The 13,952-nt window shown below is 45.0% G+C and carries 16 protein-coding genes; 7 read left to right on the forward strand and 9 right to left on the reverse strand.

Going from position 1 to position 13,952, the window contains the following annotated elements:
- Positions 1 to 22: 22 nt before the first annotated feature.
- From ACFVAD_RS08575 to ACFVAD_RS08585, 3 genes are all read right to left on the reverse strand, one after another.
- Positions 23 to 880, reverse strand: a complete 858-nt coding sequence (locus ACFVAD_RS08575; RefSeq protein WP_386638167.1) for a MurR/RpiR family transcriptional regulator — start codon at positions 878 to 880, stop codon at positions 23 to 25.
- Positions 877 to 1,872 (reverse strand): N-acetylglucosamine kinase, encoded by a 996-nt coding sequence (locus tag ACFVAD_RS08580; RefSeq protein WP_386638169.1) that lies wholly within the window; start codon positions 1,870 to 1,872, stop codon positions 877 to 879. The genes ACFVAD_RS08575 and ACFVAD_RS08580 overlap by 4 nt, the downstream gene beginning before the upstream one ends.
- Positions 1,873 to 1,990: 118 nt before the next feature.
- Positions 1,991 to 2,782 (reverse strand): GNAT family N-acetyltransferase, encoded by a 792-nt coding sequence (locus tag ACFVAD_RS08585; RefSeq protein ID WP_386638331.1) that lies wholly within the window; start codon positions 2,780 to 2,782, stop codon positions 1,991 to 1,993.
- Here ACFVAD_RS08585 and ACFVAD_RS08590 point away from each other — a divergent pair.
- Entirely contained in the window at positions 2,745 to 2,870 is a 126-nt protein-coding gene (locus ACFVAD_RS08590) for a hypothetical protein (RefSeq protein WP_386638172.1), read from the forward strand. The two genes, ACFVAD_RS08585 and ACFVAD_RS08590, sit on opposite strands and share 38 nt — an antisense overlap.
- A gap of 126 nt (positions 2,871 to 2,996) precedes the next feature.
- Here the strand turns inward: ACFVAD_RS08590 and ACFVAD_RS08595 are convergent, their stop codons facing one another.
- Entirely contained in the window at positions 2,997 to 3,380 is a 384-nt protein-coding gene (locus ACFVAD_RS08595) for an OsmC family protein (RefSeq protein WP_386638333.1), read from the reverse strand.
- 149 nt (positions 3,381 to 3,529) lie between these two features.
- Between ACFVAD_RS08595 and ACFVAD_RS08600 the strand changes: the two genes are divergently transcribed.
- Together ACFVAD_RS08600 and ACFVAD_RS08605 are read left to right on the forward strand one after the other, a co-directional pair.
- On the forward strand, positions 3,530 to 4,696 hold the full coding sequence (locus tag ACFVAD_RS08600; protein WP_386638175.1) for an MFS transporter: 1,167 nt from the start codon (positions 3,530 to 3,532) through the stop codon (positions 4,694 to 4,696).
- Positions 4,697 to 5,928: 1,232 nt separating this feature from the next.
- Positions 5,929 to 6,078, forward strand: a complete 150-nt coding sequence (locus ACFVAD_RS08605) for a BH0509 family protein (protein ID WP_386638178.1) — start codon at positions 5,929 to 5,931, stop codon at positions 6,076 to 6,078.
- Positions 6,079 to 6,124: 46 nt separating this feature from the next.
- Here ACFVAD_RS08605 and ACFVAD_RS08610 read toward each other — a convergent pair whose 3' ends face one another.
- Complete coding sequence (locus tag ACFVAD_RS08610) at positions 6,125 to 7,072, reverse strand: DMT family transporter (protein ID WP_386638180.1); 948 nt, start codon at positions 7,070 to 7,072, stop codon at positions 6,125 to 6,127.
- 270 nt (positions 7,073 to 7,342) lie between these two features.
- Here ACFVAD_RS08610 and ACFVAD_RS08615 point away from each other — a divergent pair, with 270 nt between their 5' ends.
- Entirely contained in the window at positions 7,343 to 9,265 is a 1,923-nt protein-coding gene (locus tag ACFVAD_RS08615) for a heavy metal translocating P-type ATPase (RefSeq protein WP_386638183.1), read from the forward strand.
- Between the two features lie 716 nt (positions 9,266 to 9,981).
- Here ACFVAD_RS08615 and ACFVAD_RS08620 read toward each other — a convergent pair.
- From ACFVAD_RS08620 to ACFVAD_RS08630, 3 genes are all read right to left on the reverse strand, one after another.
- Positions 9,982 to 10,806 (reverse strand): YihY/virulence factor BrkB family protein, encoded by an 825-nt coding sequence (locus ACFVAD_RS08620; RefSeq protein ID WP_386638185.1) that lies wholly within the window; start codon positions 10,804 to 10,806, stop codon positions 9,982 to 9,984.
- A 70-nt stretch (positions 10,807 to 10,876) separates the two neighbouring features.
- Positions 10,877 to 11,218 carry a YtxH domain-containing protein gene (locus tag ACFVAD_RS08625; RefSeq protein WP_386638188.1) on the reverse strand — a complete coding sequence of 114 codons (342 nt, stop codon included), beginning with the start codon at positions 11,216 to 11,218 and terminating at the stop codon, positions 10,877 to 10,879.
- Between the two features lie 18 nt (positions 11,219 to 11,236).
- Positions 11,237 to 11,707: a low molecular weight protein-tyrosine-phosphatase gene (locus ACFVAD_RS08630; RefSeq protein ID WP_386638191.1), complete on the reverse strand. Its 471-nt coding sequence runs from the start codon at positions 11,705 to 11,707 to the stop codon at positions 11,237 to 11,239.
- Between the two features lie 179 nt (positions 11,708 to 11,886).
- Here ACFVAD_RS08630 and ACFVAD_RS08635 point away from each other — a divergent pair, with 179 nt between their 5' ends.
- Positions 11,887 to 12,114, forward strand: a complete 228-nt coding sequence (locus tag ACFVAD_RS08635) for a DUF1128 domain-containing protein (protein ID WP_204415081.1) — start codon at positions 11,887 to 11,889, stop codon at positions 12,112 to 12,114.
- A gap of 46 nt (positions 12,115 to 12,160) precedes the next feature.
- Here ACFVAD_RS08635 and ACFVAD_RS08640 read toward each other — a convergent pair whose 3' ends face one another.
- Positions 12,161 to 12,613: an SRPBCC family protein gene (locus tag ACFVAD_RS08640; RefSeq protein WP_386638196.1), complete on the reverse strand. Its 453-nt coding sequence runs from the start codon at positions 12,611 to 12,613 to the stop codon at positions 12,161 to 12,163.
- A 104-nt stretch (positions 12,614 to 12,717) separates the two neighbouring features.
- Between ACFVAD_RS08640 and ACFVAD_RS08645 the strand changes: the two genes are divergently transcribed.
- Together ACFVAD_RS08645 and ACFVAD_RS08650 are read left to right on the forward strand one after the other, a co-directional pair.
- The gene (locus ACFVAD_RS08645) at positions 12,718 to 12,897 is read left to right on the forward strand and encodes a hypothetical protein (protein WP_204415082.1); all 180 of its coding nucleotides are present in this window, start codon (positions 12,718 to 12,720) and stop codon (positions 12,895 to 12,897) included.
- Between the two features lie 149 nt (positions 12,898 to 13,046).
- Entirely contained in the window at positions 13,047 to 13,913 is an 867-nt protein-coding gene (locus tag ACFVAD_RS08650) for a metal-dependent hydrolase (RefSeq protein WP_386638200.1), read from the forward strand.
- Positions 13,914 to 13,952 lie beyond the last annotated feature (39 nt).

Here is a 13,952-nt window from a genome sequence, read left to right on the forward strand (position 1 = left end):
ACATCACCTTTTTAGTGTGTATTCATTCTGAGCGATACGCTTTCTGAACCGCTTCCCGTGAACGTTTCAAATAAGCTACGGATTGATCAAAATCTCTTGCTGCTACTGCTGTGAACAGGATATCGATCACATTCAGCTGCGAAATCCTCGAGGAGGTTGCCGCACTTCTGATGGAAGATTCCATGGAAGAGATGCATAATGTTATGTCTGCTAGCTCCTTCAATGAATTGGAGCCGTATTTTGTAATCGCGATTGTCTTCGCTCCCACTTCCTTTGCCTGCCTGATTGCAGCAAGCGTGTGACTCGTTTCCCCTGAGTACGATATCCCGACCGCCACATCCGTGTTGGTCAAGGTTGCGGCAGATGTCAATTGAATATGGGCATCTGCATATGCCGTACACAGCTTATTTATTCTCATAAACTTCAGCTGGGCATCCTGTGCAATCAACTGGGAGGCTCCCACACCGTAAAAGTCGATACGATTGGAAGTATGTATATAATGAACCGCCGCTTCCACCTCATTTTTGTCCAGAAGGTGGAGCGTATCCCTTAAAGAAAGGACGTTGTTTTCCGTAATCGTCTTCATAAATGTGGGAATGTCATCGTTGTCCTTGAACTCGTGGTATTCCTCCTGTTCCTTCTCAAACGATGTCATATCACCGGCGATTCGAAGCTTCAGTTCTTTGTAGCCATCCAAGCCGATTTTTTTGCAAAGGCGAATGATGGCTGCCTGACTCGAATCACTTTTCTCCGCCAGTTCCTTGACCGAAAGAGTGACCACTTCTCTTGGATTTTCTAAAATAAATGTTGCTGCATTCCGCTCTGCCGGGTTAATTGCCGAGAGTGCCTGACGCAGCCGTAACAATCCACCATTCATCATTGACCACCCTTTACAAAATCTGTGTCTCTTACTTCTTTTTCAAACACCTCAGTGAATGTTGGTGCCACCTCATGCTTCCCTTTCTTGATCGCCGCATAGATGGTACCTGCAATCGGCGGCAAGGAAGGAAGTGTAAATGCAAAAGGGTAATCGCGGTTTGCCGCTTCCTCCTCAAGAAAGGACTGCATCAAGTGTGAATGCTGGATGATGCCGCCTGTCAGGACGATCGGGAATTTTCCGCCTAACTCTCTCCCATGGTGCAGCTTTTCATAAAGCGTATGGATCTCTTTCAGCATGCAGGCTGCAGCTTCTTTCAGAATATCCATACATAACTGATTTCCTTTGTTTGAAAAAGAAATAACCATGCTACCGAGTGACGCGACCCTGTCCCTTGTTTTCCGGAGCTCGTAGACAAGCGAGACTATTTCGCTCATAGCAGCTACTCCAAAATGATCGAGGACCGCTTGTGTCAATTCGCAAGGTTCATGCCCCTTGTCATATTGTTCAAACACATAGTCCAGGAGTCGCTTGCCGATAGCGAATCCGCTGCTACCGTCCTGGATGAGATAGCCCCATCCCCCGACCCGGGCACGTTCCTCCTTGTCATTGATGCCAAAACTGATCGATCCGGTTCCGGAAATACTGACAATGCCCGGCTTCCCTTTCGTCTCGGAATAAAGGGCGGTGATCGCGTCGTTATCGATGATGATTGTCGGTGCCTCGCCCGTTATCTCTTTAAGCAAAGACAAAAACCATTCCTTCTTCCCGCCACTTTCCACTCCGGATATTCCTGCAAAGACGACATCTTTTTTTGTAAGCGGTTTCTTCAATGTAAAAAAATAAAAAAGCTTTTTCAGTTCCTTCTTGACTGTTTCATAGTCTGAACTATTAGGGTTTGTAGGGCCAACGGTAGCTTCAGCAAGGATTCTCCCTTGTTCATCCACGACCATTCCTGTTGTTTTCGTGCCCCCGCCATCCAATCCAATGATCATGCTTTAGCGCCCCTTAATCTGACAAATTGCTCTTGTACTAAGTATAGTATCGGTGATATTCAGTGTCAATATTATTTTTATTTTCTGAAATTAAATTTCATAACAGACATATTTTTAATTATTTGGACATATGGGTGTAGTGCTTCCAGGGAGTGAATCCGAGCTTGCCATAGAACTCATCCAGAGTGGTCCAATCTATGATAATCTGATTCACACCGTTTTTTTGCAGCTCCTCCATCGCCGTTCTTACGAGTGCCAGTCCAAGTCCACTTTTCCTTACTTCTCTGGAAATTCCAAGTGGACCGATACCGCCGACTATCTTATCCGGGAACATTTTGCTCCAATAGACGTTTGACCCGATGACTTTGTCGGTTGGACGGTTCATTTTACAGAAGCCTACAATTTCTTCTTGATGGCGCATCACGATATAATCCTCTGCAGTCACCCCCTGAACGAATCTGCTTCTGGCCTCGTACTCCCATCTACCAGGGAACACTTCGGAAAGGAAGTGCACGATGCATTCCTCTTCTCCATGCCGGCCTCTTCTGATTTCCAGGGATGGTGCGGTTGATTCGGTTGGCATATTATAGATTGACTGTATCATATCAAACGGCGTGTCCCCGGTTTGGTAGCCGCGCTTTTCAAACCACTGTATGACAGCCTCGTATCCTGAAGGAACACCTGGGAAAAAGTGCTGTACGTCACGTCCGAGATGGATGGTTTTTGTCCCCAGATTTTCTAATGCTGCCTCTGCTTTCTTGAGCAATTTAGATCCGATGCCCTGACCTTGAAACTCCTTGGAGACCAGCAGCAGACTGATCCATCCCACATCACTGCCAGGATGATAGTTAAGATGGCTATGAGGCCAATGCTTGCCGATAACGAATCCGACCGGTTTGCTATCCTTTATGGCTACAAAGCTTGCTGATGGGCTGAAGCTGATTTCCTTTATCGTATTTTGGAGAAACAGCCGCTCCGTGATTGGAAAATCTGCCTGAAGGGTTTCCTGCCAGATGAGGATTGCATCACCTACATGTTCTTTTTGAAAAGGCTTAATTTCGATTGCTCTCTCCCCCTATTGATAAGGGGGCCAGGATTTCTATCGCGGCCCCTATCTTGAAATTTTACTCCACAATTTCAAAAGTCTCTGTCACTTCAATGCTATCCTTCACGGATTGCACCATCGGACAATTCTTTTTCGCAAGCTCCACCGCCTGCTCCACCTTGTCATGCGCCAGATCTTTGCCTTTGATCACATAATGAATCTGTATCTTTTCGATGCGGTTTGCTTCTTTTTCGTTTCTTGTCACTTCCGCAGTCATGGAGATATCCTCCACTTCCATGCGCTTTTTCATTAGAATCGTTCGCAACACACCACCGCTACATACTGCAATGGAGGACACCATCAATTGATACGGACGGAATCCGTACTGCTCATCCCCCGCTACATGTAATTCCCCATATTCCAATTCGGTTGAAAACCCTACTTCTTTCATTTTAAATTTCATCATGCTGTCATCTCCTTTATCCACTACTTTATCAGAATGTTAAAAAGATCCGCTACTAAAATGTTCCTACGTTTTATGCATTCCAATCCACTGCTTTTTTATGTATCATAGGGGATGGATTTTACTACATACAACCCGAGGTAAATATTATGAATCGTTTTCGTTTTTGGATTTTGGTTTCCATCGTTGCCATTTCCGGCTTCAGCCAAGGAATGCTACTGCCGCTGATTGCCGTCATATTTGAAAATAGCGGGCTTTCCTCCTCCTTGAACGGATTGAATGCAACAGCCCTTTATATCGGGATTTTGCTGGCATCCCCCTTCATGGAACAACCGCTTCGGAAGTATGGCTATAAACCAGTCATCCTGGTGGGAGGTTTTCTCGTTGTCATCTCCCTTGCCCTGTTTCCATTATGGCAGACTTTCTGGTTCTGGTTCTTCTTACGCCTCCTGATCGGGATCGGGGACCACGCCTTACATTTTGCCACCCAAACCTGGATCACCTCCTTCTCACCTGAGGATAAACGTGGGCGGAACATCTCTTTATATGGGGTTTTCTTCGGAATCGGATTTGCCACAGGCCCTTTAATGACGCCGCTTGTCGATGTCAATCCGTCGCTACCGTTCATTGCGTCATCCTTATTATGCCTCATCGGATGGGTTTTCCTGTTCTTCTTGAAAAATGAACATCCGGAACAGGAGATCGGCGTAAACTCTTTTTTCGAAACCATCAAGCGCTTCAAGAAAGCCTGGAAATACGCCTGGATCGCATTCCTGCCTCCACTTGGCTATGGATTCCTGGAATCTTCCTTGAATGGAAGCTTTCCTATATATGCTTTGAGAACTGGAATGGATTTGACGAATGTGTCAGTTTTACTAGCTTCCTTTGCCATCGGGGGAATCGTGTTCCAGATCCCGCTTGGGGTTCTTAGTGATAAATGGGGCCGGAGAAATGTCCTGCTTGTGATTTTGTCACTCGGATGCATCAGCTTTATAACAGCCAGCTTTTTGGAGAATCACTTTATGGGTCTGGCGATATGCATCTTCATCGCGGGAATGCTGGTAGGCTCCACCTTCTCGCTTGGCATCAGCTATATGACCGATCTTATGCCGAAGAACCTGCTGCCGACTGGAAATCTGCTGTGTGGCATCGCATTCAGCCTCGGCAGTCTTGGCGGTCCATTTTTCGGCGGCCTTTTCATTCAATTTTTTCAAGGCATCAGCTTCTTCCACATTATTAGCTTCCTATTGTTTATCATTTTCTTTTTGACGTTTTCTTATGGAAACAGAGGGATGGTTTCGGTGGCGAAGCAATAGAAAATTTGAAACAGGCAAGCCCATTTTATGATGGGGACTTGTCTGTTTTTATTTGGGATAGATTTAAAGGATTTGAGACCACAACAGAATCGAATTGCGGGGTATCAGGGTTTTGGAACCTCGCTTTGGGACCACCATTGAGCGGATTCGCTGGGATTGTGGTCTCATAACTCCGATTTGAGACCACCATTGAGCGGATTCGCTGGAATTGCGGTCTCATAACTTCGATTTGAGACCACGATTGAGTGGATTCGCTGTGATTGTGGTCTCATAACTCCGATTTGAGACCACTATTGAGCGGATTCGCTGGGATTGTGGTCTCATAACTTTGTTTTGAGACCACGATTGAGCGGATTCGTTGGGATTGCGGTCTCATAACCTCGGTTTGAGACCACGATTGAGCGGATTCGCTGGGATTGCGGTCTCATAACTTCGATTTGAGACCACGATTGAGTGGATTCGCTGGAATTGCGGTCTCATAACTTCGCTTTGGGACCACGATTGAGTGGATTCGCTGGGATTGTGGTCTCATAACTCCGATTTGAGACCACCATTGAGCGGATTCGCTGGAATTGCGGTCTCATAACTTCGCTTTGGGACCACCATTGAGCGGATTCGCTGGAATTGCGGTCTCATAACTTCGCTTTGAGACCACGATTGAGTGGATTCGTTGTGATTGCGGTCTCATAACTTCGCTTTGGGACCACCATTGAGCGGATTCGCTGGGATTGTGGTCTCATAACTTTGTTTTGAGACCACGATTGAGCGGATTCGTTGGGATTGCGGTCTCATAACCTCGGTTTGAGACCACGATTGAGTGGATTCGCTGGAATTGCGGTTTCATAATCTCGCTTTGGGACTACCATTGAGCGGATTCGCTGGGATTGCGGTCTCATAACTTCGCTTTGGGATCACCATTGAGCGGATTCCCTGTGATTGTGGTCTGATAACCTCGATTTGAGACCACCATTGAGCGGATTCGCTGGGATTGCGGTCTCATAACCTCGCTTTGAGACCACCATTGAGCGGATTCGCTGAGATCGTGGTCCACAACCTTATTGGGACCACGAAGTTTCCAACACCCTTACATCCACTACCACCCAGACACCACCGTCATCTCTTTAAAATTCGGGCACAAAAACTTTCAAAAAGTTGTTCCAATTTTAAATATTCTGTTATATAATAATACAAACACACACTTACTGTACTAATACAAAGGAGGAAGAAAAATCATGAGCAGACAGGAACGGAAAAACATGGTTAGATTTATCGAGGTTATGAAAAAGGCGGATCGTGATTCATTGGTTTATATGACGGACGCAGACATTGAGCACTTATACAATCATGTCTATCAGCAAATGGTGATTCAGGAAGGCCTTTAATATCAATGCCCTCCCCATATAAACGAAAAACTGCAGCTCACCTTCATCAGGTGGGCTGCAGTTTTTTCTCTTCTTTTTTATTTTCTTTTTGCCTGTTTACGATGATGATCCCCACCGTTACAAGGGTGAGACCGATCAAGATTGTATAATGCATCACTTCATCCAGGAACAGGGCGGACAATATGACTCCGAAGACCGGCACTAAAAACAGGTACATGGAGACTTTTCCAACCTTGTTATACTTCATGACATTGTTCCACAATATAAATCCTGCTGCTGATAAAAAGGCTAGATACAGCAGAAGAAGAGCTGTAAATCCTTCAAACTCAAATGGTACAAATCCTGCGGACCACCCTCCAGCCACAATCAAACCGACAGATCCGAACAGCATCTGATAGGCGGTCAGATAGGAAACGTCCATTTTCCCCGACCTTTCACGCGCCATGATGTTCCCGTAGGCGGATGCCATCATCGCAATGAGGAGCAGAACTTCCCCGATTCCAAATTGAAATTCCGCTCCCACTTTGGGCAGATTCACCACAAGAACCCCGCTAAATCCAAGGGCAATCCCCATCCACTTACGAAACGACAATCCGTCATCCGCATACAGAAAATGTGCGAAAAGAATCTGAAAGAAAGACGCCGTTCCAGCAATTACCGCACCTTGCATCCCGGTGGAATAGCTTAGACCGATATAGAAAAGGAGATACTGAAGAAAGGTTTGTACAAATCCAAGTTGAAACAAGGGCACCAAAGTTTCTTTCCTTAGTTTTAAAGATTGTTTAAAAAGGGTAAAAAATAGAAAGATCATGATCCCAGCCAACAAAAAGCGGTAGCCGGCAAAGAGCAGCTGCTTGTCATAATCGTCTGCCCCAATGTTTAGTGCTGTATAGCTCAGCTTGATTGCCGGGAATGCACTTCCCCAGAGAAAGGTTGCAATCAATGCTGCTGTTATCACGCCAAACTTACTTTTGAAAAATTTCTCGGCAGTCAAAGTGCCGTTCACCTTCTTTCTTTTCCAAGCTACATTATACACAGAAATCCTTGAAGTTACATATTTTATAATCCCCCGATAAATAATAGTAGCCAAAACGGCAGAAATAAACTATAATAAAAATTAATTAATAATAAGTATAATTAACTGACAAAAATATATGTCTTTTTAAAAAGGTGAAAACCTTGCTGCTATCCCTTCGATGGCAGCTTTCGTCATTTTTATGGAAGTAGTGATTCTGATTCTTTTTCTCAATTAGGAGGTAATGATATGACAGAACTAGCACAAAAACAAACAAAGGATCTGGAAATTCAACGAGAGAACAATGTAGCAGAGCTCTTAAAAACACATATAGAATTAGTCTTTGCTCTTCTATCCGGGGTGCTGATCCTCGCCGGCTGGCTCTTGCTGAAGTTTGATTCATCCACTATAGCAGTTCCCATCTTTGTGCTCGCCTATTTAATCGGCGGTTATTTTAAAGCAAAAGAGGGGCTTGAGGATACGATAGCGGAAAAAGAGCTGAATGTGGAAATGCTCATGATCATTGCAGCAATCGGTGCCGCGATCATCGGATACTGGATGGAAGGCGCCATTCTGATATTTATTTTCGCACTAAGTGGTGCACTTGAGACCTATACCATGAACCGAAGCCAAAAGGAAATTTCCGCACTCATGGGAATCCAGCCTGAGGAAGCGGTCCGAATCCAAGGTGACTCGGAAGAACGCATCCATATCTCAAAGGTGGAAATCGGCGACCACCTGTTGGTCAAACCAGGTGAACGCATACCCTCCGACGGACAGATTGTCAGCGGCGAGTCTGCTATTGATGAAGCGGCAATTACCGGCGAATCCATCCCGCTTGAAAAGCAAAAAGGAGACACTGTCTACGCCGGAACGATGAATGTGAATGGCTCCATCGTTCTTGAGGTGACAAAGCCGGCAAGTGAAACCCTGTTTCAGAAAATCATCAACCTTGTTCAGAATGCCCAAAGTGAAAAGTCCCCTTCCCAGCAGTTTATGGAGCGTTTTGAAGGACCATACGTGAAGATCGTCCTGCTTGTTGTGGGGCTGATGATGATCCTTCCGCATTTCCTGCTCGGATGGAGCTGGAACGAAACCTTCTACCGTGCCATGATATTGCTTGTAGTCGCATCTCCTTGTGCGCTGGTTGCTTCCATCATGCCGGCGACCTTATCTGCCATCTCGAATGGTGCGAGAAAAGGGATCCTTTTCAAGGGTGGGGTCCACTTGGAGAATCTTTCGCACTTACAGGCTATAGCATTTGATAAAACTGGAACGCTGACAAAAGGAAAGCCAGAAGTGACGGACGTAATAGTACGGGAGGATATCGACAAGATGGACTTCCTCTTCTCCGTCGGGTCGATAGAAAGCTATTCCAACCACCCTCTTGCCCAGGCCATTACCGCTTATGCCAGAAAGAACAGCGAGCAGCCATTGCAACGTCCGGAGCAGTTGGACGATAAGGCTGGATGGGGTGTAACCGGAACGATCCATCAGAAAAAATGGATGGTCGGAAAGGCCGAATTTGTCGGTAAGGATGCCGCACTTTCTTTTTCAAATGGTGCTGCAGAGGCTCTCGCACGTGAAGGAAAAACCGTTGTCTATGTAAAAGACGAAAACGGCATTGTAGGTTTAATCGCACTGAAGGACGTTATTCGAAAAGAAACCGTCGAAGCGATTAAACGACTGAAAGCACTCGACGTCCAGGCGATCATGCTGACAGGAGACAGCCGCAGTACTGCCGCAGCGATTGCCGGGGAAGCTGCCATTGAGAGGTACATTGCCGAATGCCTTCCGGAGAAAAAGGTGGAATCAGTCAAGGAACTGAAAGGCGAGTACAGTTCGGTGGCCATGGTTGGGGATGGCATCAATGATGCTCCCGCTCTCGCGACTGCAAATGTCGGAATTGCCATGGGAGAAGGAACGGATGTCGCGTTGGAAACGGCGGATGTCGTCCTCATGAAAAACGACTTGTTGAAAATTTCTGAGGCCATCGAGCTTTCCAAACGCATGAATCGGATCATTAAGCAGAACGTCATATTTTCCATCACGGTCATCATGCTCCTGATCTGCTCCAATTTCTTTCAAGCGATCGATCTGCCATTCGGAGTGATCGGCCATGAAGGAAGCACGATTTTGGTAATACTGAATGGTTTGCGGTTATTAAGATAGGCTGTGTCGCATTCATTGTTGCTATATAGATTAAATGTAAGTATCAAATGTAGCCGTTGATTGCAGCGAGGGACACAAGATTCCCCGGGGACGGATGGGAGCCTCCTCGGCTTCGCCTGTGGGGTCTCCCATGCCATCTACCCTCCCGCAGGAGTCAAGTGTCCTCCTCTACAATCAACTCAGTTTTTAAACATTGTTTGCTTTACTGAATTGAAATTAAGACATACTCCAATTTTCCAAACATTAGGAAGGCAAATTTCACACTATAATTCACCCCTGTTGGTTGGAGTGCAAGGTGTGAGACTCCTGCGGGAGCAGCGTGTCAAGGGAGGCTCCCGAGGCCGCCCTGGATAAGCGAACACCTGAAACGGAGACCAACAGGATGTTTAATGTTGACACCTTATCTTTAGCCCAGCCCTAAAGTTAAAAACACCACTATTTACGAAAAGTGCCTTAAGATAAAAGGAAAAGCAGTGGAATCCCGGTTTGGGGCCACTGCTTTTTTGTGTAAAGATGATTGATTATCCGGGTCGGTTAGTGATAACCGTTCTGCCCGTTTGCACTGCCTGATGTCTTGTTTTTCGGCTTGTGCTTCGCGTTTTGTTTTGTACCGCCATCTTTTTTCGTGTGCTTTGCCATGAAAAATCCCTCCATAATGTTGAAGTATCTTTCATTTATAGCATCTCCAACATCCGCCCAAAATCCACTGGGAATTTTTACGAAACATAGTTCTTTTCAGACTGCAGGATGATGGCATTTATCTCTCCCCCGATGATGATCATGAGGCCTGATAAATAGAACCAGACGAGTAGCACAATGATCCCTCCCAAGCTTCCGTACATGGCTGTGTAGTTTCCGAAGTTGCTCACATAGTACGAAAACAGGGAAGAAACCGTTATCCAGCCAACTGTTGCAAAGAGCGATCCCGCAAGAATGTCCCGTATGCGGAGCCGAATGTTCGGCGCGGCCAGGTATAGGCAACTGAACACGAAAAACAGGATGACAAAGCTGACGCCCCAGCGAATCGCATTCCAGATATCCAGAAATTCATCCGACAGCCCATAGGAGGAGAAAATGAACAAGCCGATTTCCCTTCCGAAAACAGGTAGCAGCAATGCCACAATAATGACAAAGACCATGGCAAGCGTCAAAAGGATTGCCACTCCCCGGGCCATGAAAAAGGACCTGTTTTCATATACATCATAGGCCCGATTGAATGCACGGACAATTGCATTGATTCCATTGGAGGCAAACCAGATGGTCGCGATGATACCGAAAGAAAGCAATTCGCCGCGCTGCTCACTCAATATCCTTAATACGTTGGTTTCAATGATATGCATCGTATCACCAGGCGCGTATTGTCTGATGACACCTAAAACATCCTCCTGGGAAACAGGGACATAGGCAATCAATGTAAGCAGAAAAATAAGAAAGGGAAATAAGGACAATAGGAAAAAATAAGCCAACTCTGCAGCTCTTCCCAATACCTCATCGCGCTCAAAACGGTGCAATAGATGCTTAAAAAACATGATGATTTCCATCCTTTTTCCTCCAGCACTTATCATTTACTCTTTATTCTATTGACGCCTGCCATGTTCTAGGACAAGTTTTTTATTTCCCTTTATTGGAATCCAGGTGTTTTGAAATAACTTCCTTTGTATCCTTCACAATCTCTAATACCTGAGGAGTTGTTTCTTTCAGTTGATTTACCTTCGTTCTTAAATATTCCAGGTCTTCTGTAACATCATCCACAGCGGTTTTAACAGATTCAATCTGCTGACGCACAGAATCCGCTATCTCCTGAGGATGCTGGACAACATACTTTAATTTTCCACCAACCTGTTTGCCATTATGTATGAAATTCGTTCTTGTTTCTTTATCGAGCAATGAAATCGCAGCCCCGACCAAGGCCCCAATCAGCATTCCTTCCAACATTTTATTTCTCTTCTCCATCCCTATCCACTCCTTTTTCTATTGGAAATTCTCTTCTTTGATCTTGTTAAGCAGGTTCTCGCAGCCTTCTGTGACCAAACTATACACCTCATCGAAGTTCCCGGTGAAATAAGGGTCCGGCACATCGTTTATCTTGCTTGCAGGGACAAAATCCAAGAGCCTTCCGATAAAACCGGTTTTGTCATACCCAGCCATTTTCCTTATATTTCCAAGGTTCTCTGAATCCATGGCAATGATATAATCATAATTCGACAAGTCCTCTTTCACGACCTGCCTTGCCTCCATCCCTTGATAGCTGATTTTTTTCTCATCCAACAACTTTCGGGTTCCTTCATGAGGAGGGTGACCGATATGCCAATCTCCCGTTCCTGCAGAATCGACTTCCACCCTGTCTTGCAGTCCAACATTTTCCACCAGTTGTTTAAATACCGCTTCCGCCATCGGAGAACGGCAGATATTACCAAGACAAACAAACAATACACGTACCAAAAGCCTAACCCCTTTCCATCATTTCTTATTTTCATTATATACATGTTTACCCGTTTCCTCGAATAATCTAAAGTTGGACTTACATTTGATATACCCTCTTCTATGTAGAATGGTACTTTTATTTTGATTTTCGTGCTAAAATAAACAAAAGTCGAGCTTGTTCGAAAGGAATGTTCCGAATGAATCTAACAGAAAAGTCCACCGAAAACGTGGAATATATGATCGAAGCAATCAAAGGAAAACTGAAGGTGCTGAACCTTGGCGCCATCAAGCCCTCCCACTTTGACGAAGAAATGTACGAAGAGCTAAAGGATATCTATGACCTTGTCATGAGAAAGCCTTCCTTCAGCCCAAATGAAATGCAGGCCATTGCCGAAGAGCTTGGAAATCTTCGCAAAAACAAATAATCGAAAAGCCAAAGCACTAGAAATAATGTTTCTTGTGCTTTGGCTTTTATTTTTGTTCAGCAATGACTTTCAATGCATGCGCCCGTTCTTCAATAAATTTTTGCATATATGTTTCAAGGAAAAGAAAATCAGCCATTCTTCCCAATGGTCCCAAAGGAGCCTTGTACTCAAAGCGGTCACTCATCACGGTTCCACCCTCCGTTTCAACGAAAGTATGTGTATGAGTAAAGGAATGAAATGCACCTCTCACCATGACGTCTACAAAATGATGCGGTCTGCGCATTTTATTAATTCGAGCAGTCAGTTTCTGCCTCACTCCAAAATGCACCGCCTCCCATGTCACCGTGTCCCCTTCTTCCAACAGCCCTGTTGTTACCCCAGATACCGCCCTTTCTTTTGTTTTCCCTGTTGTTTTCGTATGTACATCCACGTTTCGCGCCAAATCAAAGCAGTCTTCGATCGGCGCTTTGATAAAGATTTGATGTTTGATGACTGGCATGTTTTTCCCCTCCCTTCTTATAATAACAACTTGGACAAACTTTTCCTTACCGATGTAATGAACCCACCACCTCCTGCATATATGTTTACAGAGGAGGGATAGCGATGCTTGGCTATTATGGTACTACGATTGGATTGACCATTCTACTTTTCTTATTAATGGGTGTATTCATTTATTCAGTTAGAAGCGGATTGAACAAAAAAGATTCCATCGAAATTGATCCTCTACCTCCAGAATTGCGTGATAAGGATGACTTGGATGATAATCTTCACAAAGATGATTAAGCAACTTTTCAGGACAACCTATTTACAGGTTGTTTTTTTGTTTGCACTCCCTTTTTAAGGTAAACTGTTAGAATAGGCAATTTGCTTTAACGTCAAGCTTTGTTCGGCGAAAACGGACCGACTTTGCTTTTCTTATAAGGGGGATTAATTTGGATACAATTACACACACGCTCTTTGGAATGACGATCTATGGAGCCGTGGATAAACGAGAAGATGATAGAAAAACAAAAATAGCGTTGTTCGCCTCTTCCATTATCGGCAGTCAGATTCCTGACAGCGATGTGATCTCACAGCTCTGGGACACAGAGGGCATGTACCAGATGTGGCACCGTGGCATCACGCACTCCCTGTTCATGGTCCCGGTATGGGCGCTTCTGCTTTTTTTGCTGAGCATGCTGATTTTAAAGAGACGGGATTGGCGCTTTTTATGGGTCCCGCTTATCGCAGTTTTCATACATAATACGAGTGATTTATTCAACGCATGGGGAACCGGTTATCTTGAGCCATTTTCCTCGATGCGGATAACGTTTGGAACCATATCGATCGTGGATTTTATGATCTGGTTCATTATCGCAGTCGGATTCTTGGCACGTCGCTTTTGGAAAAAGGAGCGCCACCATCTTTATCGAATGGTGTGGCTGCTCATTCTTTTCCATGTCACTATCCAGACATTCCAGGGCTATCTCCTCTATAAAAGCTATGAGGATAAATACGATCAGGTTGCGCTTTCAGCGAGTTTCATCCCATGGCATTATTCAGTGATAGGTAAAATTGATAATACCGTCATGATCTTCGACGACAGCCTGTTCACAAAGCCGACCTTGCAATATTCCTTGGAATCTGCAGAAGATGCAGACCTCGAAGCTTTGTTTGCCGAAGTGCCGGAAGCGAAAACACTGTATGAGTGGTCTCCGTTTGTTGTGATTGTGGATGATGAGGAGCGACTCGGCATCTATGATCCAAGGTTTTACCGGGATGGGCAATCGTTTTTGTTTGAGTTTCTTGAAAAAGAATGATGTGTTGTTACATGGCTTTCTCAGGTTTCAGCGGGAATG

It is taken from the genome of Sutcliffiella sp. NPDC057660 (assembly GCF_042800035.1).
In the GTDB taxonomy this organism is placed as follows: Bacteria; Bacillota; Bacilli; order Bacillales; family Bacillaceae_I; genus Sutcliffiella_A.

Coding starts and splice junctions, on each gene's coding strand:
- ACFVAD_RS08615 (WP_386638183.1), top strand. CDS start 7,343: ATGACAGAACTAGCACAAAAACAAACAAAGGATCTGGAAATTCAACGA.
- ACFVAD_RS08620 (WP_386638185.1), bottom strand. CDS start 10,806: ATGGAAATCATCATGTTTTTTAAGCATCTATTGCACCGTTTTGAGCGC.
- ACFVAD_RS08640 (WP_386638196.1), bottom strand. CDS start 12,613: ATGCCAGTCATCAAACATCAAATCTTTATCAAAGCGCCGATCGAAGAC.
- ACFVAD_RS08595 (WP_386638333.1), bottom strand. CDS start 3,380: ATGAAATTTAAAATGAAAGAAGTAGGGTTTTCAACCGAATTGGAATAT.
- ACFVAD_RS08605 (WP_386638178.1), top strand. CDS start 5,929: ATGAGCAGACAGGAACGGAAAAACATGGTTAGATTTATCGAGGTTATG.
- ACFVAD_RS08600 (WP_386638175.1), top strand. CDS start 3,530: ATGAATCGTTTTCGTTTTTGGATTTTGGTTTCCATCGTTGCCATTTCC.
- ACFVAD_RS08635 (WP_204415081.1), top strand. CDS start 11,887: ATGAATCTAACAGAAAAGTCCACCGAAAACGTGGAATATATGATCGAA.
- ACFVAD_RS08625 (WP_386638188.1), bottom strand. CDS start 11,218: ATGGAGAAGAGAAATAAAATGTTGGAAGGAATGCTGATTGGGGCCTTG.
- ACFVAD_RS08575 (WP_386638167.1), bottom strand. CDS start 880: ATGATGAATGGTGGATTGTTACGGCTGCGTCAGGCACTCTCGGCAATT.
- ACFVAD_RS08645 (WP_204415082.1), top strand. CDS start 12,718: ATGCTTGGCTATTATGGTACTACGATTGGATTGACCATTCTACTTTTC.
- ACFVAD_RS08580 (WP_386638169.1), bottom strand. CDS start 1,872: ATGATCATTGGATTGGATGGCGGGGGCACGAAAACAACAGGAATGGTC.